The following is a 21,144-nucleotide window of genomic DNA, read 5'->3' as shown; positions in this document are numbered from 1 at the left end:
CAACCCGTTACGACAGATGCCCAAAGGTCTTCCTGTCAGCCATAGCTCTCGCAGCTCTTGTCATCTACTGGCTTTGATAGACAATGAGTCCTGACCCTAGGCCTTCAATCAAACCGGGAATGGCTCGAGTGTTACGAACTGAAGGCCAGTATTTGGTACGACATCGCGGTCGAGAACATGCAGCTGCTTCTTGAATGCTCGGCCACATGGTTATGCGAGAATGGAAAATCATCGAAATGCTTAGAACAACAAGCCTCTTTCCCATTGCGCAGGCACCACAACATGTGGAGGTAACTTTCTACGCAGATCACCATGGATTGCCACGGATGTAAGGATCGTTAGAGCCTCGGCCTGCCAGCGATGACTACGGATCATTCTCAACTTTCGCTGTCGTCGTCCTCGAATTCCTCAAGATACGACCTGAGTTTTGTCACAGCCCGATACAACGACACTCTTTCCTTTTCACTGAGCACCCGCAGGACATCCGCCTGCTTCTTTCTAGCAATCACGATAACCTTATCATGAAGTACTTGGCCGTTTGGTCGTATTGTGCAGGCAATCTTCTTCTTGGCATGTTCACTCTCGGGGTGAATCTGGATCAAGTCGCGTTGTTCCAGCAGTCGTATCGTCCGACTTACCAGCGCTTTGTCCGAGGTCGACTGTGCGACGAGTTCTCCAAAAGGAAGAGTGTTGGCATGAGCGATCAGTGACAAGACCCGCCATTCAGACACCGACAGGTCAAATTCGTTGGCGTAGCTCAGTGTCACCTTCCGCCGCAGTAGGCTCATCAGTGCGCTGAGCTGTGTTGTGATGAAGTCGTGGACTTCCAATTCGGCCCCGTCCCGCGGGAGATCCGACCACGGACAAATCGTGTCATGCTCCGAATCATTCATGTTCCCGAATCTTTCCTTCGCGACTGCCGCAGAAACCGACGTTCTCATTGGCTTCCTTTCTTTTCAAGCACTTGCAGCCCTCCCCAGCGGTCAAGCATTTATGTTGACAGAACAACAAAATATGGTCAACGTAAATATATATTGATTAGTCAACAAAACCTGATCACCCCCGTCGCGAACTAGAGACTTTCCGATGGACGCAATGGCAAAGGAACGCCGATGAACGCATTCGCCCCCGGACTCCCGACCCCCCAGGTGACGTCGCAAGAAAAAGCGTTGGGTCGCGCGACATATGCTGGCGACCTCAAAATCGCGGGAATGCTACACGCCAAGCTTTTGCGCAGCCCGCACGCCCATGCACGGATCCTTAACGTCGATGTGTCGCGCGCAATTGCGCTACCAGGCGTCCGAGCCGTTTTCACCGGGGACGACGTTCCGCAACGCGCTTGGGGAGTGAAGCACAAACAACAGCATGTCCTTGCGCGGGAGGTCGTTCGGTTCGTAGGCGAAGAAATTGCGGCGGTTGTCGCCATAGACGAAGATACTGCCGAAGAGGCACTAGACCTGATCCGCGTCGAGTACGAACCGCTGCCGGCTCTGATCGATCCTTCGCAAGCATTGGAGCCGAACGCAGTAAAGGTGCACCCCGGCGGCAATCTGGCCGACGAAATCGGGATCGTGCGTGGAGACGTCGACTCCGCTTTTGCCGAGGCCGACATCGTGCACGAAGAGACCTACACCACTCATTCGCAATATCCCGGTTACATGGAGCCGATGGCTACGCTCGCGACGACCGATGGCAGTGGCAAGCTGACAGTATGGACCGCGACCCAATCGGTGTTCCTAGCCCGCCAACGGCTCGCAGAGGCGCTGGATCGTCCGGTTTCCACAGTGCGGGTGGTCCAGCCGACGGTGGGCGGCGGTTTCGGCGGCAAGATCATCGAAGAGCGTAGCAGCGTCATCGCCGGATTTCTGGCCGCCGCAACAGATCGTCCTGTAAGGCTGTGTCTCAGCCGCATCGACGACATGCTTTCGGGCGCGTTCAGTGTGCCAATGAAAATCCGCCTCAAAATGGGGATGACCCGCGACGGCAGAATTACGGCCAAGGACGTAAGCATCCGAGCTGACTGTGGTGCCTATGCCGGCCTAGCCCCCGAAGTTATGCTGGTGACCGCGATGCGCAGCGATAACATGCAGCGGCTGGAGCACACGCGGTCGCACGCGCAATTGGTCTACACACACACAATGCCGCGCGGCGCCTTTCGCGGGTTTGGCGGGACGCAGATGGCATTCGCGCTCAACAGTCACCTTACAGCAATGGCGGATTTAGCCGGGATCGACCCAATCGAGTTGCACAGGCAGAACGCGATACGAACTGGCGACCTGAGCATCCACGGTTGGAAGATCGGCAGTTGTGGTCTGCCGGAATGCTTGAACCAGATCGAAGGCGCCATCGGCTGGACGGAGAAACGCTCCCGGCCAAAACAGCGCGGAGTGCTACGACGGGGCATCGGGATGGCAGCCGCGATGCATGTGAGCGGGAACCGCACCATGGGGAATTGGGACGGCTCCACCATTGTGTTAAAAGTTAACGAAGACGGTCGAGTAGTAGTCCTCACGTCGGAAGCGGATGTGGGTCAAGGCTCCAACACGATGCTGAGCCAGATCTGCGCCCACGAACTTGGCGTGCCTCTGTCGCATGTCAGCGTGCAGACACCCGATACCGACTTCACGCCTTACTGCCTGGGCTCCATCGCGTCGCGTGTGACGATCAACGCCGGGAAAGCCATGATTAAGGCAGCTCGAGAAGCGCGAGAGACAATCCTCGCCGCGGCCGCTGAAAAGTTGGGTTGCGACGCCATCGACCTAACCATCGAAGATGGAGTGGTGCAGTCGACGAGCAATGCCAACCATTTCGCAAAGCTGCCCGATATCTGCCGTTATCACATTTTCCGGCATGGTGGAGAAGGAATTCATATCAAGGCGACCCATGATCCAGACACGGTGATGATGGATGGGGACCACTACGGAAACATCGCGCCAGCCTATTCCTTTGCCGCTCAGGCTGTGGAGGTCGAGGTGGATACCGAAACTGGGCAAGTGCGACTGATCGAGAGCTGGCTTTCAGACGACTGCGGCAAGGCGATCAATCCTCTGGCTGTCCACGGCCAATCCAATGGTGCAGCTGTACAGGCTATCGGATGGACGCTTTGCGAAGAGCTTCAGTTCGAAGAGGGTCGGCTGATGAACGGCAATCTCGCCGACTACACTATGCCAACCGCCGACTCGGTGCCGGAGATGCACAGCTCAATCGTGGAGTCGATGGACCCGAACGGCCCGTTGGGCGCCAAGGGTGCAAGCGAAACTGCGATTCTGCCCGGCGCGCCGGCCATCGCCAATGCAGTGTTCGACGCTATCGGTGTGCGGATCACCGATCTGCCGATCACACCCGAGAAGATCCTCGCCGCTATAGCAGCACAGAAGGAGAAGCGCGATGCGTGACTTTCACTATCTCGAACCGCGCACGGTATCCGAAGCGACCGCGATGCTCGCCGATCATGGGGAGGAGGCGTGTGTTTTCGCAGGCGGAACCGCGCTTATTCTGGCGTTACGGCAGCGGATGATGGCCCCGGGGGTTCTCGTGTCGCTCGGCCAGCTTGAAGAGATGCGCGCAATCCGGTTCGACCCTAAGGAGGGGCTACTAATTGGCGCCATGGCCCGACACAATGACATTGCCCGGTCCAAAATCGTACGCCAGCATTACCCGGTGGTCGCAGAAATGGCGGGTGGATTGGCAAATCCACAGGTTCGGAACCAAGCCACCATTGGTGGCAATCTGTGCTATGCAGACCCGTCGACTGATCCGCCTGCCTGTTTGCTTGCCTTGGGCGCTGAACTGACCATCAAGGGTCAACACGGCGCTCGCCGGATCCCAATGGACGAATTCAACGTCGACTATTTTACCGTCGCCATGGAGCCGGGCGAGATCCTGACCCAGATACGACTGCCGCCGCCCGATCAGGAGGTCACCACGTTCTACCGTCGGCATCTGCGGACCCCAGCCGAACATCGGCCTGTCGCCAACCTCGCGCTTGCCGTGCGCAACCGGGGTGGTGCGTTCGAGGATGTCCGCCTGATCGTCGGCGCCGCAACGCCCGCGCCGCAACTGCTCGACGGCGTGCAGGATTACCTTTCGGGCAGGTCTGTCACGGCAGAAGTGGCCGCCGAGGCGGCTGATCGCGCTGCCGAGGAAATGTTCCCGATTTCAGATGGGCGCGGCGACGAAGGGTTCCGCCGTCAGGTGGTTCGGGCGCTGACGCGGCGGCTGGTGGCGGAAGCCGCAAACCTCGACTGGAAGGAGACCGAATGATGGCCAAGAATCGCATCTCGCTCGAAATCAACGGTGAGGCCGTCGAAGCAGACGTGCGTCCGAACCGCCTCTTGTCAGATTTCCTGCGCGACGATCTCGCGCTGACCGGTACAAAACGCGGTTGCGAGACAGGCGTCTGCGGCGCCTGCTCCGTTCTTGTGGACGGCGACGTGGTCAAATCATGCCTCAGCCTTGCCATCCAGATGAATGGCTGCAGTCTGACCACGGTCGAAGGGCTGGCTTGCGACGGCGCACCGAGCCCCTTGCAGAAAAGTTTTATGGAGTGCGGTGGGCTGCAGTGCGGCTACTGCACGCCAGGTTTCCTGATGGCCGCCAGCGACCTTTTAGCGCGAACATCGCGCCCTGACGTGGCAACGATCCGCAAAAACTTGTCAGGCAACCTATGCCGTTGCACCGGCTATCAGGGAATTGTCGACGCAATCCTCGACGCTTCGGAGAAGATGCATGGAACTTGAACTGACCCATACTTTCGACACGACGCCGGAACAGCTTTGGGAAGTCTTGTTGAACCCGCACCTCATGGCGGCATGCGTCCCAGGCATGCAGTCGGTCGAGGTTCTCAGCGATACGGAATACCGCGCAACGATCAAGGTGAAAATCGCCTTCATCAACGCGAAATTCGATATCTACACCCATATCACCGAGACTGAGCCACCAAAACGCCTGCGCTGCGAGGCCAAAGGCGAAGACAATTCCGTGGGCAGCGCAGTTGAAAGCGTAGCTGAGATGACGCTGAACAAAATCGATCATGGCCAGACGGAGCTTCGCGTCACGACCAAAACCACGATCTTCGGCCGCCTAGGAACACTAGGCCTCAACCCAATGCGCACAAAAGCCAAGTCAATGTGGAAGCAGTTCTGCACGGAACTCGCCGCAGTACTAGCCGGAGAGAAGACAGTCGAGGCACCATCACCAAGTGATGCGAAGCAACCTCCAGAAAAGGTCGGCAAGATCGATGTCCAATCCGCAACGGACGGCGCTGCAACCGCCTCCAGGCCGCCGAGTGAGCCGGACACAGAATCCCGAGGAATCTTGGGCCGGCTGCGTCGGAAATGGTCAGGCGGGGAGAATGAGACGCATTTGGAGTTTCGCCAAGGCGATGCTGTGATCGTGCTGCATTGCCCGGCGTCCCAGACCCAAACCTGCCTTGACTGGCTCGACCAACAACTGGCGCGGCAGCAATCCGCGCAATGACAGAAATGACTGCAAACCAGGGAGACACCAACATGACCCATAGTATTACCAGACGCCTGCTTCTCGCCAGCACGGTAGCGCTCGGCGGCGCAATCTCAGCTACGGCACTTTCAGCCGAGACCATTAAGGTCGGATTCATCACTGCCCTTTCCGGTCCAATCGCCTCACAGGGAATTCCGACGGCCAAAGGCATCGCCGCCGGCCAGCACGCCTTTCCGACCGCGGGCGGCCACAATATCGAGGTGATCCAGCTCGACGACGCTTCTGACCCTTCCCAATCGATCCGCAACGGACGCAAGCTGATCGAGTCCGACAATGTCGACGTGCTTGTCGGCACAAGTGGCGTTCCCGGAGCAATGGCTCTGGCGTCGCTCAGCCGCGAGGCCCAGGTTCCCTACATCTCCTACACGCCGCTCTTTCTGTCCGGTAAGGATGCGGAGTGGGCAGTGACGACCGCGCAACCTGCCGATCTAATGCTGAATGCTGTGGTCGACGACATGGCCAATGCCGGGATCAAGAGCGTCGGGTATATCGGGTTTTCCGACAGCTGGGGCGATCTAGCCTTTGGCATGTTAAATGCAGCGGCAGAAAAGAACGGAATGGAGATCATTTCCGACGAACGCTATGCTCGTTCGGACACTTCCGTGACCGGGCAGGTACTCAGGATCGTGTCCGGAGCACCCGAAGCGGTCATTGGCGGGACCGCCGGGACGCCCGGCGCGCTCCCTTACCTCGCGCTCAGTGATCGTGGTTTCACCGGCGCCATCTACGGAACGCATGGCATCATCAATCCGGATTTCGTTCGCGTGGCCGGACCCGCGGCCAACGGACTGCGCGCCCCGACCGGACCGATCGTGGTCGCCGAACAGCTTCCGGACAGTCATCCCAGCAAGGCGGTCGCGCAGACCTTTAAGGATGCGTACCGGGCGGTTTATGGCGAAGATGACGAGCCCGATGCATTTTCGGCCTATGCCTTTGATGTCTGGCGCATCATCGCCGATGCTGCCGAGCGGGTCCCGGCTGACATCGAGCCCGGCACTCCCGATTTCCGAACCGCGCTACGCGACGCGATCTTCGCGACCAATGAACTGCCGGTGACCCACGGGGTGCTGAACTTCACCGAGGGTTCGCCCTACGGTGCCGACACTCGATCGGTTGTTATGGTCGAATTGCAAGACGGGAAGTGGATGTTGCGGGAGTAACCCGCGGCATTCTTTGAAACCTCGAACAATGGAAGGAGCCGTCATGTCTTGGGATATAGCCATGATCCTCACTGTCGATGGCCTGGGTGCTGCCTCGATCTACCTGCTGGCCGGTCTGGGTCTGGTTCTTGTCTTTTCGGTAACGCGCGTGATCTTCGTGCCTTTCGGAGACATTGCGGTCTTCGGGGCGCTGACGCTAGCGTATCTTGAAACAGGACGCATTCCGCCCACGATAGCGCTTGTCGCGACGCTCGCTGCACTGACGGTACTGGTCGAGATCGTTCGTTTGATTCGTCAGGGCACGCATGCCGCGATCCCGCGCACGGTGCTGAATTGGGGGCTCCTTCCGCTCCTACCTTGTCTTCCGGCCATGCTGCTGGCCGGAGGCGACCTTCCCACGTACCTAACCGTTCTCCTTGCGCTGGCACTCGTGGTTCCGATCACTCCGCTGATGGCACGGCTTGTCTTCCATCCGATTGCCGATGCTTCGGTGCTGGTTCTCCTGATTGCAGCTCTAGTCATGCATTTCCTCCTGTCAGGCTTGGGCTTGCTATTCTTCGGTCCTGAGGGCTTCCGAACCCAACCCTTCCTGCGCGGCGCAATTGAAGTCCTGCCCGGAATCACTGCGAGCTACCAGATCCTGCTTATGATCGGAGCGTCACTGGTGCTTGCGGCACTGTTCTTCGTCGCCTTTGAGCGCACAATGATCGGTAAGGCATTGCGGGCCACAGCACTGAACCGGGTCGGTGCGCAGCTCGTGGGCATACGCCCAGCGGCAACCGCCACTGTGACGTTCTGCCTCGCCTCGCTGCTTGCCGGTTTTGTCGGCATCCTGATCGCACCCGCCACGACGATGTATTACGACTCCGGTCTTGCAATCGGGCTCAAAGCCTTCGTCGGCGCCATTATCGGTGGGCTGAGCAGCTATCCATTGACCGCGCTTGGCTCGCTGGCAGTTGGGCTGCTGGAAAGCTTCGCCTCGTTCTGGAACGGCGCAATGAAGGATGTCATCGTCTTTTCCTTGCTAATTCCCGCGCTTCTCGTCCGGTCACATTTCTCGACCCACGCCGAAGACGATGCTGAGGAGGAAGTCTAATGAAGCGAGAGCTTTCCCTACGATTCATAGCTGCGTTTACAGTCGTTGGCCTGATACTGGCTCCGCACGTGTTCGGACGCTTCACGGTCTCCCTCTTTAACGATATCGGCATGGCAACACTTGTTGTGCTGGGCCTCGTTTTGCTGTCGGGAATTGGTGGCGTCATTTCGTTCGGCCAAGCTGCCTTCGTTGGTATCGCTGCCTATGCATCCGCCTGGCTCAACACATCGCTCGGTTTCTCGCCTTGGTTGGGACTATTCTTCGCCGTCGGTTTCACGGCGACATCGGCGCTGATTATCGGCGCGCTGACTCTGCGTTTGGGTGGACATTACCTGCCGCTTAGTACTATCGCTTGGGGACTTTCAGTTCCTCTGCTCTTCGGAAACATCGCTGCGCTCGGTCGCCATTCCGGTATCATCGATATCGCACCGCTTCAGATCGGAGGCTGGGAGCTGCTGAGCCCTGTGGCAGCCTTCTATGTGATCTGGGCGCTCGTCGGCCTCGTGGCGATTTTCTGCTATAACCTGCTAGATTCACGTACCGGTCGGGTTCTCCGTGCAGTTCGAGGCGGCAAGGTTTTGCTGGCAAGCTTTGGTGCGGATATCTTCCTCGCGCGGCTGAAGCTCTTTGTTCTATCTGCCATGATCGCTGCGATCGCTGGATGGCTCTACGCTCACGTTAACCGTTTTGTCAGTCCCGCGCCCTTTTCGCTGCACGCAAGTATCGAGTACGTCTTTATGATGGTGGTAGGGGGCATTGCGGACCTCGCGGGCGCCTTTGCCGGTGCGACCGTCGTGATCGCGCTGCGCAGCGTTTTGCAGGACGTCCTGCCGATTTTCTCTGACTACGCCGCCCAGATCCAGTCGGTGGTGTTCTCGATCCTTTTCATTTTGCTGCTGCATCATGCGCGCGGCGGCTTGCTGAAGGTGCTGTCACCCTGGTTAGAACGCAAACCGGTGCGCAACAAAGTAGGTTGGGCCGAGACGGCAAGCTCGCTTAAGCGCCGCGACTTGCCCGCGAAGGGTGCACCGCTGCTAAAGGTTGAGGGCGTTGTGAAGCGGTTTCGCGGACTGGTCGCGGTTAACGAGGTCAGCTTCGACATTTCAGCAGGTGAGATCGTGGGACTGATCGGCCCCAACGGCGCCGGCAAGTCCACCATGTTCAACCTGCTCACTGGTACGCTGCCGCTAAGTGGCGGGCGGATCGAATTTCTCGGCACAGAAATCTCCGGGAAATCCCAGAAGGAGATCGCACTCATGGGCATTGCCCGGACATTTCAGCACGTGAAGCTTCGGCCGCAGATGAGCGTGCTGGAAAACGTGGCACTTGGTGCCCATGCGCGCGCGAGTTCGGGGTTTCTGCGCGGGGGGTTGAACCTCGACTCAACGGAGGAGGCGTCGATCTTCGCCGAAGCGCGCCACCAAATTTCCCGCATCGGTCTTAGCCAGCGGGAACTCGACAACGCCGGTAGCTTGCCACTGGGGCTTCAGCGCATGGTCGAGATCGCACGCTCACTGGCCTCCGATCCGATGTTGCTGATTCTCGACGAACCTGCCGCCGGTCTGCGAAAAGCCGAGAAACGAGCGCTGTCGGATCTGCTAGCGCGATTGCGGGAGGAGGGTGTAACGATCCTTATCGTGGAACATGACATGGAGTTTGTTATGAATCTCGTCGATCGTCTCGTAGTAATGAACTTCGGCACCCGGCTCTTTGAGGGAGACCCCGCCGCCGCCCGCGCCGACTGCGGAGTACGGGCGGCCTATCTGGGAGAAGCGGCATGACTGCATTGCTGGAAATCAAGGACCTCCACGTAGGTTATGGCCAGGTCGAGGCCGTTCTCGGTGTTTCGCTGGAGCTCGAAAAGGGTCAGATCGTATCGGTGATCGGTCCGAACGGAGCTGGCAAGACGACTTTGCTTTCTGCCTGCATAGGCCTTCTGCCCTCGCGCGGGACAATTTTGTTCGATGGCGAACCTATCGGCGGGCTCGGGGTGGAGGCGCGTGTAGCCCGCGGCCTCTGCCTCGTTCCCGAAAGTCGGGAGCTCTTCGGCGAGATGAGCGTTTCAGACAACTTACTCCTAGGCGCGTATTCGAAGCGACCCACGCGTTCGGAGCTGCTCGCCAGACGCGACCATGTCTACGAACGCTTCCCGCGGCTGGCCGAACGCCGTCGCCAGCGGGCGGACACACTGTCGGGGGGCGAGCGGCAGATGCTTGCGCTAGGTCGTGCATTGATGTCGAAACCACGAGTACTGATGCTGGACGAACCGAGCCTCGGCCTCGCACCACTTATTGTCGAAGAGATCCTGCGTATCGTGCATGACTTGCGGCAGGATGGCGTTTCGGTCCTGTTGGTTGAACAGAACGCGCTTGCAGCGCTCAATGTCTCCGACTATGGCTATGTGCTAGAAACTGGCGAAGTCGCGTTACACGGACCGTCCGCAGAGCTGATATCCGAAGAGAGGATCTTCGCCAGCTATCTCGGCGGCGTATGATGCGATGTTATCAAATTGCTGCATATGCACAAGTTGCGCAGGCATCTGCTTTGAATTGGGCCACCTAGAACAGAGCAACTCTAGAACTGTAGTTTCAATGTGCGGACTCGTCTTTCATCAGATGAGAATTCCTCATTTGTTCCCAACCCAAAATGCAAGGGCGGCCTCCACGAAGGCACACCGCGATGTGGAGCAGGGAGCGTGTTGAGTTGAAAGGTAAGCGGTGCGCCGATCACACGTTGGGGGAATAGTTCCATGGCAAGAGGCTTTCGATTTCCGACTGTTTGTGCCCTTGCGCGACGGCGGTCAGCGTCTGTGTGAGCCAGGCATGAGGGTCGACGGCGTTCATCTTGCAGGTTTCAATCATGGACGCGAGGATTGCCCAATTCTGGGCACCGGCGTCATGCCCGGCAAACAGTGCATTCTTCCTGTTCAGAGCTATTGGTCGGATTGTCCGCTCGACGGAGTTTGAGTCCAGTTCCACGCGGCCATCGTCGAGGAACTTGGTCAGACCTGCCCAGTATTTGGAGATGTAGTTCAGGGCCTCACCGATGGGGGATTTGGCGGAGACGCGGGCGCGGCTTTCCTTGAGCCAGTTCTCCATTTGACCGATCAGCGGTTTTGAGCGCTTCTAGCGTGCCGATTTTCGATCCTCCGGACATTGGCCCTGATGTCCTTTTCGATGCGGTAGAGAGCCTGGATCTGGATCAGGCCATCGTCAGCAATCGGAGTTGCTTTGCCGGATTTGGCGACCTCGAAGAGTTTGCGCCGGGCGTGTGCCCAGCAATAGGCCAATCGGATCGTATTTCCCTGACGCTTGAGCAGGCGGTTATAACCCGCGTAAGGCCTTCACTTTCCGCCAGTCGAGCCCGGCAAACAGCGCCTCGAATTGAGCGTGATTGAGCGACATCAGCCCGTCCCTGATCGCAGGCCAGGTGAAGGTGGTTTCCTCCAGCCGCTTGTAGGTCATCACCAGCCCGGTGCCGTCCCAATAGAGCAGCTTCAACCTGTCAGCCCGCTTGGAGCGGAACACAAACACTGTCCCTGTGAACGGCTCCTCGCGCAACTCGTTCTTCACCAGCGCCGCCAGCCCGTCATGGCCTTTCCGGAAGTCCACCGGATTGGTCGCCACCACGATCCGCACCCGGTTCGACGGGAAGATCATGAGACCCCATTCAAGGCTTGAACAATTTCTGCGATCCGGCCCGGTGGGGCCTCGGCATCCAGCCGCACCATGGTCGCCCCGTGCGAAATCTCGACAGCTTGAACGGATGCAGTCACCGGTTTCGCCGCTTCCGGTTCGATCACCACAGGAGCAAATTCAACTCCCGCCAATTCCGGCACCACCAATTTACCCTCCTTGGCCAGGCGCCGCCACGCCGACAGATGGTTGGGGCGCAGCTCGTGCCGCTCAGCCACCTCGTTCACGGTCACACCCGGAAACAGCGTCTCGGCAACAACGCGCCCCTTGTGAGCATTGCTCCAGCGCCGCTTGCCAGACGGGCCGACAATGACCTCCAGTCGGCCAATGTCCTCCATATGGTGCTCAATATGTCCTACCAAAGCCGTCTCCATTCCAAATCTACACGTGGAAACGGAATCGCAGATCAAGCGGCCATCAGGAAGGTGGGGTTAAAGCACCGGATACGTTGAAAGCCGAATTAGTGTGAGGGGCATTTGCGTAGCTACAACGCTAATGGCAAACTGCCATCTAGATCTAGCCAATTGTGGGATAATCATAATCCGCGTGTCGGGGGTTCAAGTCCCTCCTCCGCTACCACCAAACCCCCTCAGACAAACCCATCCAGACAAATCCTCGCGACGCGGCGGGGCAAATCAGATGTCGACTTTGGGTGACGGAAAATCCCACGGAATTGGAAGCTAAGAAGTAAAAGCCAGCCGACCGGGTCAAAAGCTTTCAGGCGGGCGTGGGCCGGTGATGTTGATCAAACCCAACTGGCAAAACACTTGAAACCTTGAGCTCGCAAGGACGGCGACGACTCCGACGTGGAACTGAACCAATGTCCGCAAGTCGGCTGACCGAAACCCACGAAACAACCTAAGTTGCGCAACATTATCGCGTTGACAATACTCCACCCTGCCAGCCTCAATCGGCATCACCCTAGCAAGACCATTGCAGCCTAAACTTCGCACTGAATGTTGTCCGGCGTGATGCCTTCAACGCTAGTCGCTCCTGACAACGCCATGGCCACGACCATTTCGCGCCTGAAGGCTTCCATCAGACTGAGAACTCCAGTCTCGCCCCTTGCCGCTACCGCGTAAGCCCAGGGGCGACCTATCATAACGCCGCTGGCTCCGAGTGCGTGGGCGCGGAAAACGTCCAGTCCACTGCGCACGCCGCCATCCATCATGATCTCAGCGCGTCCCTCCAGATGCTCGGCAATTGCAGGCAGTGCGGCAATGCTGGATGAAACGCCATCCAACTGGCGACCGCCGTGGTTGGAGACAACCACCGCATCCGCCCCGGATTGAACCGCGCTTTCGGCGTCCTCTGGGGTTAGAACGCCCTTGATGATCAGCTTGCCGTTCCAGATCCCGCGCAGCCATTCAATGTCTTTCCAGGTCACTGACGGGTCAAACTGGCTTTCTACCCATTCCCGATACTCCGGTAGGCTGGTGGCCGCGGGAACGTATTCGGCGAGATTGCCAAACAGGTGCGGCTTGCCCTTGATGCCGACATCCACAAGCCAGCGCGGGTGGCTCAAATACGAGAGCAAACCAGACCGGAACCGGCCCCATGCGCCAGCGCCGCCGGCAATGCCGTTGCGCGTATCGCGATAGCGTTCTCCGACCACGGCGAGGTCGACGGTAAAGACCAGCGTGCGGACACCGACGCTCCAGGCCCGCCCGAGCATTTCCCGCACAACGCTCCGGTCCCGCAGCATGTAAAGTTGGAACCAGAACGGTATGTCGGACACCGTCGCCACTTCTTCCAGAGAGCAGATCGACACCGTCGACAGTGCGAATGGAATCCCGGCCCGGTCGGCGGCACGCTTTGCTTGCGCCTCGGCGCGGCGGGCAAACATGCCGCACATTCCCACAGGCGCCAACGCGACGGGAAGGTTCGCTTCGGCCCCGACGAGCGTGGTCTTGGTGTCGACACCAGAGACGTCTCGCATGACGCTTTGGCGCGGCGAGAAGCGCTGAAAGTCACTGACGTTCCGGCGCAGGGTAACCTCCCCATAGGCGCCGCCATCAATGTAATCGAACAGGGCGCGGGGCAATTTGCGTTCGGCGATCAGCCGGTAATCGTCGCTGGTGACTGGGACAAGGTTCATGGTTGGCATGTCAGAACCCTTTCGTGTCAGGTTGCGACAACGGCTCCGGGAGCGGTACCGGGTTCAGCGGTTGACCATCGGTCAGGAAGGTCGTCACATTCGCAACAAAGCAGTGAACCATATCGGCTCGGCAGGCAGCAGTGGCACTGCCGATATGCGGTGTCAGGACCACGTTCTCCAAGGCGAGAAGCTCGGCACGCACATTTGGCTCGCCGTCAAAGACATCCAGCGCGGCGGCGGCCAGATGGCCGCTATCCAATGCGTTGCACAGGGCGACCTCATCCACGATGCCACCTCGCGCTGCGTTGACCAGAACGCTACCCCGTCGCATTGCGGCCAGCGCCGTGGCGTCGATCAGGTTACGGGTCTGGGGGGTCAGCACGGTATGGATCGATACGATGTCGGATTGTGCCAGCAAGTCGTGCAAGTTCTCGACATAGCGTGCATCCAGCTCCTGATCCACCTCAGGCATCTGCCGCAGGTCGGTATAGAGGATTTCCATCCCGAACCCCTTTGCCCGCTGCGCCACGGCGCGGGAAATGGCGCCGAACCCAACAAGGCCCAGCGTCTGGCCATGCACCCGCACGCCCAAAGGCGGTGCAGCTTGGGAGCTGATCCACTGACCAGAACGCACAAAGCGTTCGCCCTCTCCGACCCGGCGGCAGGCGGCGAGGATCAACGCAAAGGCGAGATCGGCTGTATCCTCGGTCACGGTTGGTGTGTTCGAGACCGCGATACCTCGTGCGGCTGCCGCAGTGAGGTCGATATTGTCAAAGCCGACACCGATATTGGCGATCAGTTTTACACTGTCAGGCAGAGCTGAAATGGCGGCGCGGTCTACCGGGTCCAGCGCGGTTGAGCCGTAGACGCGGGTGCCGTCCGGCACCTCGGCGGTGGTTGTGACTGGTTGGAATTTCAGCGTGTCCTCACCCAACGGAACCTCTGGCAAGGGCAAAGGGCGGGAAAGAGCTACGATATGCTCCATGTCAATCTCCAATCATCCTTCGGCGGACAGCTGTTCGAGACGGGCAAGACGGTCGGTGTCCCGCGCGCCGCCCTTGTCGGCGGAACTGGCCATCAGCCCGTAGACGCGCAGCGACGTGGATACGTTGCGTTGACGGGTCGTCGGGCGCCATGCCTTGTCTCCACGTGAATTCATCTCGACACGGCGGCGGGCCAGTTCCTCGTCACTCACGTCCAGGCGCACACGACGATTGGGGATGTCGAACTCGATTGGGTCGCCGTCCTTCACCAACCCGATCACGCCACCCGAAGCCGCTTCGGGTGAGACGTGCCCGACCGACAAGCCCGATGTCGCGCCCGAAAAACGCCCATCGGTGATAAGCGCTGCCTTGTCGCCCAGACCCCGCGCCTTGAGCAGGCCTGTCGGCGTCAGCATCTCGCGCATGCCCGGACCGCCGCGCGGTCCCTCGTAACGAATGACAACCACATGGCCGGCCTGAACTGTCCCGTTCTGGATCTTCTCCAGAGCCTCCTCCATGCTTTCACTGACAATCGCGGTGCCTCGGAATTTCCAGAGCACATCCGGCACGCCTGCCGATTTCACCACGCAGCTGTCAGGCGCCAGGTTGCCGCGCAGAACGGCCAACCCACCATCACGGGAAAACGCGTGTTCGGCATCGCGGATCACACCGTTCTTGCGGTCGGTATCCAGCGACTTGAAGCGGCTTGACTGCGAGAAGGCGCGGATCGAGCGGATACCGCCGGGACCAGCCGAGAACAGTTTGCGCGCCTGTTCGTTGGCGTGGTTGGTGATGTCCCAGTCGGCGCAGTACTCTGCCACCGGTTTGCCCAGCACGGTTGGAACGTTGCGATTGTAGAGCCCTGCCTTGAGCAGTTCGTTGGCCACCGCCATGACACCACCGGCACGGTGCATGTCCTCGATAAAAACCTCGTGCGCGGACGGAGAGACCTTGCACAGGCAGGGCGTTTCGCGGCTGATCCGGTCGAAATCATCTATGGTAAAGTCGACCCCCGATTCTTGCGCCACGGCCAGAAGGTGCAGGATCGTGTTCGTTGACCCACCAATGGCCATGGTCATCCGCACGGCGTTTTCCAGACCCTCGCGCGAACAGATCGAACGCGGCAGGACGCTGTCGTCGCCATCGCGGTAATAGGTGTGCGCCATGTCCACGATCCGGCGTGCGGCCTTTCGGAACAGATCTTCGCGGTCGGTGTGGGTGGCGACGATGGTGCCGTTGCCAGGCAGCGCAATACCCAACGCCTCGGTCAGGCAGTTCATCGAGTTCGCGGTGCCCATCAGCGCACAGGAGCCGCAGGTCGGACAAGCGCTTTCCTCGACGGCCGAGATTTCCTCGGGAGTGGCATCAGGCGCACCGGCCACATAGATCGTATCGATGGCGTCGATCTTCATGTGTTTGCCACGATAATCGAACTTGCCCGACTCCATCGGGCCACCCGAGACAAAGATCGTCGGGATATTCAGCCGGTTCGCGGCCATCAGCATGGCGGGCGTGATCTTGTCGCAATTCGACAGACAGATCAGCGCGTCGATGGCATGGGCATTGGCCATGTATTCCACCGCATCCGCGATGATCTCTCGGCTGGGCAGGGAATACATCATTCCCTCGTGCCCCATGGCAATCCCGTCATCCACCGCGATGGTGTTGAATTCCTTGGGAACACCGCCAGCGGCGCGTATTTCGCGGGCAACCAGACGCCCCAGCACCTGCAGATGCACATGGCCCGGCACCATCTCGGTGAACGAGTTGGCAATGCCTATGATCGGGCGGCCGAACTCTTCGGGCATGGTACCGGTGGCGCGCCACAACGCGCGGGCGCCCGTGTTCATGTGGCCAACGGTGACCTTGTCGGATCTCAGTTTCATTGTTCGTCTCCAGTTCAGGCGGCGTTGGCAGACGCTGCCTGGATGTCAGCGCGCAGTCCGAAACGTTTCTTTTCGACGGCTTCCGCGTGGCGCGCACGCACGTGGCCATAGCCGCGGATCTGTTCGGGCAGATCGAGAAGCGTGGCGATGGCGTCGGTCTTGGCCGAGGCGACCTGATTGATGGCAAAGTCGATGTCGGCCTCGTAGTCGGCCAAGAGCTTGCGGGCGAGTTTGGCCTCGGCATTGTTGCGGAAAGGGTCGAGGGCCGTGCCGCGCAGGAAGTGGAGACGGTTCATCCAGCGGAAGAAACGCAGGGCCTTCCTGCCTTTGACCGCGCCCTTGACGTGCTTGCCGGTCTTTTTGTCGACCCCGCCAAATGGCCAGGCGCCGAAATAGAAGGTCAGTTCGAAATCCCCCTCGAACGTCTCTTCAAGCCCCTTCGCGAACGAGGGTTTCGAATAGAGGCGGGCCACTTCCCACTCGTCCTTGACCGCCATCAGCTTGTATAGCCCCTTGGCCACGGCCATCTGAGCGGCCTCATCCAGACCAGCATCTTTCAACCGCGCCACGGTGTCCGTGTAGCGCTTGGCAAAGGCGGCGTTCTTGTATTCGACCAAAAGGGCGCTGCGATGGGCGATCACCTCGTCCAGCGTCTGAACGCGCCGAGTTTCCAGAATGATCGGCGCGTCGTCGCCCGCCAAGGCGGCGGCAGTTTGCGGTTCAGCCAAGGCGATCCGCCCCAGGTCGAAGGCCTGCTTGTTCTTCTCTGCCGCAACGCCGTTCAAATCGATGGCGCGGTGGATCGCGTCCAACGAAAGCGGAATACCGCCCTGCTGCCACGATGCCCCCATCAATAGCATGTTGGCAAAGACCCGGTCGCCCAATACCTTTTCGGCCAGGTGCTGGGCGTTCATGCCATGCGCGGCGTCGCCCAGAACCCGGGTCAGGCGCTCAAGCTGTTCTTGACCATTGAGCTGCCAGTCGGGGTTCTTCGAGAATTCAGAGGTCGGCACCACGGTGGTATCGGTCACGGCCACCGATTTTCCAGGAGTGAGTTTCGACAAGGCCTCGTCCCCGGCGGCCACCACGAGGTCGCAGCCGATCAGCGCGTCCGCCTCTCCGGCGGCAATCCGGGTGGCGCGCATCTGGTCGGGGCTGACTGCAAACTTGATATGACTGTGGACCGCGCCGTATTTCTGCGCGAGACCCGTGATGTCGAGGTTCGATGAGAAATACCCGTCAGCATGGGCAGCCACGGCCAGCGTCTGGCCCACGGTCACCACACCGGCACCACCGATACCCGACACCAGGATTGACCACGAACCGTCAATGGCGCGCGGCGAGGGTGCAGACAGGTGACTGGCGTCGATGGTGGCACCGGACACTCGCGCCTTGCGCGGCTGTGCACCGGACACGGTGACAAAGGAGGGGCAAAAGCCTTCGACACAGGAGAAATCCTTGTTGCAGGACGACTGGTTGATCTGGCGCTTTCGCCCCAGATCGGTTTCCAGCGGTTCGATCGCCATGCATGCGGACACGGTCGAGCAATCGCCACAGCCTTCGCAGACCTCGGGGTTGATATAGGCGCGCTTGTCCGGGTCTGCCCATTTGCCACGCTTGCGCAGGCGGCGGCGCTCGGTGGCGCAGGGCTGGTCATAGATCAGAACGGTCACGCCTTTTTGGGCGCGCAGTTCTTTCTGCACGATCTCAAGCTCGTCGCGCGGATGCACGGTGACGCCGGTGCCAAAGGACTTGCCGGTGTATTTCTCTGGCTCGTCCGCGACCAGCGCAACGCGCTCCACGCCCTCAGCCTTGACCTGCGCGATCATTTGCTCGGGGCTGATCTCACCGTCATGCGGCTGACCGCCGGTCATTGAGACAAAACCGTTATGCAACAGCTTGTAGGTCATGGTCGCACCCGATGCGACCGCGGCCCGGATCGCCATGAGACCCGAATGGAAGTATGTGCCGTCGCCCATGTTGGCAAAGACGTGACTTTCGTCGGTGAACGGGAACTGACCCAGCCACATCACGCCCTCTCCGCCCATATGGCTGACCGAGTTGGTCTTTATCGGGTCGCGCAGCATCGCCATGGTGTGACACCCGATCCCGGCAAGCGCACGGCTGCCGTCCACGACTTGCGTCGAGCGGCCATGCGGGCAACCGGCGCAAAAGGACGGAAGCCGGATCGCACCCGCGCCCAGAGTCGGCGGTTTGGCGGGTTGGTTGGGCAGCGCGAGACCGCAATCGGCATCCACCTCGTTGGCCACACGCACCAACACCCGCGAAATCGTGTTCGGGTCAATCTCGCCAAAGCCCGGAAACGCGCATTCGCCTGCGTCCGAAGCATAGGCCTGACCCGAGAACGTCTTGCCGACGATGCGCGGCGACAGGTCCGAGCCATAAAGGATCGCCCGGATCTGGTCTTCCAGAAGCGGACGTTTTTCCTCGACCACGATCACGGTATCGAGACCGGATACAAATGTGCGGATCGCGGAATCGTCCAGCGGCCAGACCATACCCACCTTCATCAGGCGCACGGGCATGTTGCCGATCTTGCCGTCGCGATAGCCCAGGTTCGCCAGCGACTGGTTCAGATCCTGCCAGGACTTTCCCGCTGCGATGATGCCAATTCGGGCGTCCTCGGCTCCGCTGGTCTGGTTCAGATCATTGGCGCGGGCATAGGTCAGCACCTTCTTCAGCTTCACATCCCAAAGCAGCCGTTCCTGCTCGAGGACCGGTGTAAACGGCTTGATCGCAGTTTCGGCTGGGTTTTCTTCGGGAACAACTATCGCGGGGCTGTTGGGGGCCACGTGAACCGAACCGCCACCCTCGACCACATCCGTAACCAGTTTCATGCCCACGAGCGTCGACGAGAACCGGCTGAGTGCGATGCCATGCAGGCCGAAATCAAGTACGTCCTGGGCATTGGCAGGTGCCAGAAGAGGCATGCCAAGCGAGGCGAAGTTCAGGTCCGAATAACAGGCCAGGGTCGAGGACTTGGCCCCGTGATCGTCCCCCACCAACAAAAGCGTACCGCCCTTGGGATTGGTTCCGGCAAGGTTGGCGTGACGGATCGGGTCCATCGACCGGTCAAGGCCAGGCGCCTTGCCATACCAGATTGAAAACACGCCCTCGACCTTGGCACCGGGGAACAGGCCGACCATCTGGCTCCCCCAGGTTGCCGTTGCCGCGAGGTCTTCGTTCAGGCCCGGCTGAAAAACGATATTGTGCTGATCGAGCACCGCTTTGGCCTGCCAGAGCGACATGTCGTAGGTGCCAACAGGCGAGCCGCGATAACCCGAGATATAGCCGCCGGTGTTCAGCCCTGCCGCCGCATCGCGCTTGCGCTGCTGGATCGGCAGGCGCACCAGCGCCTGCATCCCTGTCATGTAGACCCAGCCCTCTTCCTGTGTCAGGCGGTCCTCGAGCGTCATCTCGAGGCGCTTGGTGGGTATGTGCTGGGTCATCGTCAAATCTCCTGGCAAGTCAGGTCAGGCAAACAGGCCGCTGGTGGTGATCGGGCGCAGGTAGCGGGTCAGTTGCATGGTGGGGCTGGTCGAGAAATACGCGATCACCAAGTCGCGGTCGGGCGAAACGTACAGCCCCTGGTCCATGAAGCCGCCCTTGTAGAGGTCGCCGTCCGGCCAGATACAATCCCACTGGCGTGCATTACCCAACATGGAGTCGTCGCCAAGGCGGTCGACAAAGACCGGCCCGTCATAGCCGTTCATGAAGAACGACTTTTCGCGCACCCCGCTCCTGATGCGAGCCAGCACGGCATCGCTGACCACTTGCCGGGTCGCCACGCGCGACCAACTGGGCGTGTAGAGCATGCCGAACCGCGCCATATCGCGCAGGCGAGAGGAAACAACCCCATGCGCAAGCGCCACGCCATCAGGGGTCAGATGCACTTGAATCGGACCGTCGGCGCGCAGATGCGACCAGACGTTGCGGCGAAACAACTCTGCCCAAGGCAGGCCCGAGACCGCCTCGGCGAGATAGACCAGAACCTGCGTGCAGGGTGAGCCGTATTCGAACTTCTCGCCGGGAGCGCGGACCCGGCGGCTGGATTGCAGCACTTCCAAAAGGGTCTCGACCTTGCCGTTCACCGGATGGTTGAACTCTGCCAGAAAGGCGCGGATCGCGTTCGACGAGGGGTCTGCGCGGGTGGCCTCGTTTTCTTCGCAATCCATGCCCGGCGTCATGTCCATCAAATCGCGCACCGGCACATCGTTCCAATCGGTATCGCGCAAGGCGGGGACGTATTCGCCGATACCGCGGCTGTCGTCGATGAGCCCGGCATCGATCAGGTATTCGATCATCAGGCCAGCCGCGGGTTTGGCGCAGGAAGCCCAGAGATGCGGCTGGTCGGCGCGCAGGTCGGGATAGCTTTCGGCCACCACCTTGCCCGATTTGATCACCACGATCCCGCGCGCCCCGCTTTGCGGATGCGCCAGGAAATCGTGCAGGGACATCATACCGAGATCGGTCTCGGCCTTGATGCTCATCACCGCGTCAGCGGGCGCATCCTCCAGCCCGCCCGGGGCATGCGGCGAATGGATCAGCGCGGTGGGCATGCACTCGGAAATGTTCGTGCACCACCAATGGGCCACGTCACCACACTCAAGAAGCTTGGGCACCGAGACATGGGAACGCATGCGGTATCTGTGTTCAGCGGACCGGTCAGCCATGTCTCTCTCCTG

The 21,144-nt window shown here is 59.9% G+C and carries 16 protein-coding genes and 1 pseudogene; 8 read left to right on the top strand and 9 right to left on the bottom strand.

All coding sequences use genetic code 11. The annotated features are described in order from the left end of the window. Positions 1-377: 377 nt before the first annotated feature. Positions 378-893 carry a MarR family winged helix-turn-helix transcriptional regulator gene (locus AVO45_RS06815; RefSeq protein ID WP_068345283.1) on the bottom strand — a complete coding sequence of 172 codons (516 nt, stop codon included), beginning with the start codon at positions 891-893 and terminating at the stop codon, positions 378-380. 219 nt (positions 894-1,112) lie between these two features. Between AVO45_RS06815 and AVO45_RS06810 the strand changes: the two genes are divergently transcribed. From AVO45_RS06810 to AVO45_RS06775, 8 genes are all read left to right on the top strand, one after another. Continuing rightward, the gene (locus AVO45_RS06810; protein WP_068345269.1) at positions 1,113-3,395 is read left to right on the top strand and encodes a xanthine dehydrogenase family protein molybdopterin-binding subunit; all 2,283 of its coding nucleotides are present in this window, start codon (positions 1,113-1,115) and stop codon (positions 3,393-3,395) included. After that, positions 3,388-4,263 carry an FAD binding domain-containing protein gene (locus AVO45_RS06805; protein ID WP_068345268.1) on the top strand — a complete coding sequence of 292 codons (876 nt, stop codon included), beginning with the start codon at positions 3,388-3,390 and terminating at the stop codon, positions 4,261-4,263. Before AVO45_RS06810 ends, AVO45_RS06805 begins: the two co-directional genes overlap by 8 nt. Beyond that, complete coding sequence (locus AVO45_RS06800; protein ID WP_068345282.1) at positions 4,263-4,739, top strand: (2Fe-2S)-binding protein; 477 nt, start codon at positions 4,263-4,265, stop codon at positions 4,737-4,739. Before AVO45_RS06805 ends, AVO45_RS06800 begins: the two co-directional genes overlap by 1 nt. Beyond that, positions 4,729-5,478: an SRPBCC family protein gene (locus tag AVO45_RS06795; RefSeq protein ID WP_068345257.1), complete on the top strand. Its 750-nt coding sequence runs from the start codon at positions 4,729-4,731 to the stop codon at positions 5,476-5,478. The genes AVO45_RS06800 and AVO45_RS06795 overlap by 11 nt, the downstream gene beginning before the upstream one ends. A 32-nt stretch (positions 5,479-5,510) precedes the next feature. Further along, positions 5,511-6,680 (top strand): ABC transporter substrate-binding protein, encoded by a 1,170-nt coding sequence (locus AVO45_RS06790; RefSeq protein WP_068345281.1) that lies wholly within the window; start codon positions 5,511-5,513, stop codon positions 6,678-6,680. 61 nt (positions 6,681-6,741) lie between these two features. Then, positions 6,742-7,776 carry a branched-chain amino acid ABC transporter permease gene (locus AVO45_RS06785; RefSeq protein ID WP_205627862.1) on the top strand — a complete coding sequence of 345 codons (1,035 nt, stop codon included), beginning with the start codon at positions 6,742-6,744 and terminating at the stop codon, positions 7,774-7,776. Continuing rightward, positions 7,776-9,557, top strand: a complete 1,782-nt coding sequence (locus AVO45_RS06780; RefSeq protein ID WP_068345255.1) for a branched-chain amino acid ABC transporter ATP-binding protein/permease — start codon at positions 7,776-7,778, stop codon at positions 9,555-9,557. Before AVO45_RS06785 ends, AVO45_RS06780 begins: the two co-directional genes overlap by 1 nt. Further along, on the top strand, positions 9,554-10,270 hold the full coding sequence (locus AVO45_RS06775; protein ID WP_068345254.1) for an ABC transporter ATP-binding protein: 717 nt from the start codon (positions 9,554-9,556) through the stop codon (positions 10,268-10,270). The genes AVO45_RS06780 and AVO45_RS06775 overlap by 4 nt, the downstream gene beginning before the upstream one ends. Before the next feature lie 232 nt (positions 10,271-10,502). Here the strand turns inward: AVO45_RS06775 and tnpC are convergent. The 8 genes and pseudogenes from tnpC to AVO45_RS06730 form a co-directional block, all read right to left on the bottom strand. Continuing rightward, a pseudogene (tnpC, locus tag AVO45_RS20115) lies at positions 10,503-11,113 on the bottom strand (IS66 family transposase); the annotation flags it as partial. Continuing rightward, positions 11,100-11,435 (bottom strand): IS66 family insertion sequence element accessory protein TnpB, encoded by a 336-nt coding sequence (gene tnpB, locus AVO45_RS06760; RefSeq protein WP_068345251.1) that lies wholly within the window; start codon positions 11,433-11,435, stop codon positions 11,100-11,102. The pseudogene tnpC and the gene tnpB, both read right to left, overlap by 14 nt. Next, positions 11,432-11,845: an IS66-like element accessory protein TnpA gene (tnpA, locus tag AVO45_RS06755; RefSeq protein ID WP_240482091.1), complete on the bottom strand. Its 414-nt coding sequence runs from the start codon at positions 11,843-11,845 to the stop codon at positions 11,432-11,434. Before tnpA ends, tnpB begins: the two co-directional genes overlap by 4 nt. A 566-nt stretch (positions 11,846-12,411) precedes the next feature. Beyond that, a complete protein-coding gene (locus tag AVO45_RS06750; RefSeq protein ID WP_240482090.1) occupies positions 12,412-13,578 on the bottom strand; it encodes an L-lactate dehydrogenase in 1,167 nt (388 codons plus the stop codon). Between the two features lies 1 nt (position 13,579). Next, the gene (locus AVO45_RS06745; protein WP_068345275.1) at positions 13,580-14,554 is read right to left on the bottom strand and encodes a 2-hydroxyacid dehydrogenase; all 975 of its coding nucleotides are present in this window, start codon (positions 14,552-14,554) and stop codon (positions 13,580-13,582) included. 12 nt (positions 14,555-14,566) lie between these two features. After that, a complete protein-coding gene (gene ilvD, locus AVO45_RS06740) occupies positions 14,567-16,438 on the bottom strand; it encodes a dihydroxy-acid dehydratase (protein ID WP_068345247.1) in 1,872 nt (623 codons plus the stop codon). Positions 16,439-16,452: 14 nt separating this feature from the next. Then, positions 16,453-19,908, bottom strand: a complete 3,456-nt coding sequence (locus AVO45_RS06735) for an indolepyruvate ferredoxin oxidoreductase family protein (protein ID WP_082688699.1) — start codon at positions 19,906-19,908, stop codon at positions 16,453-16,455. 24 nt (positions 19,909-19,932) lie between these two features. After that, positions 19,933-21,132: a serine hydrolase domain-containing protein gene (locus AVO45_RS06730; protein ID WP_082688698.1), complete on the bottom strand. Its 1,200-nt coding sequence runs from the start codon at positions 21,130-21,132 to the stop codon at positions 19,933-19,935. Between the last annotated feature and the right edge of the window lie 12 nt (positions 21,133-21,144).

It is taken from the genome of Ruegeria marisrubri, assembly GCF_001507595.1.
GTDB lineage: Bacteria > Pseudomonadota > Alphaproteobacteria > Rhodobacterales > Rhodobacteraceae > Ruegeria > Ruegeria marisrubri.
This window is presented reverse-complemented; position numbering and strand designations above follow the sequence as displayed.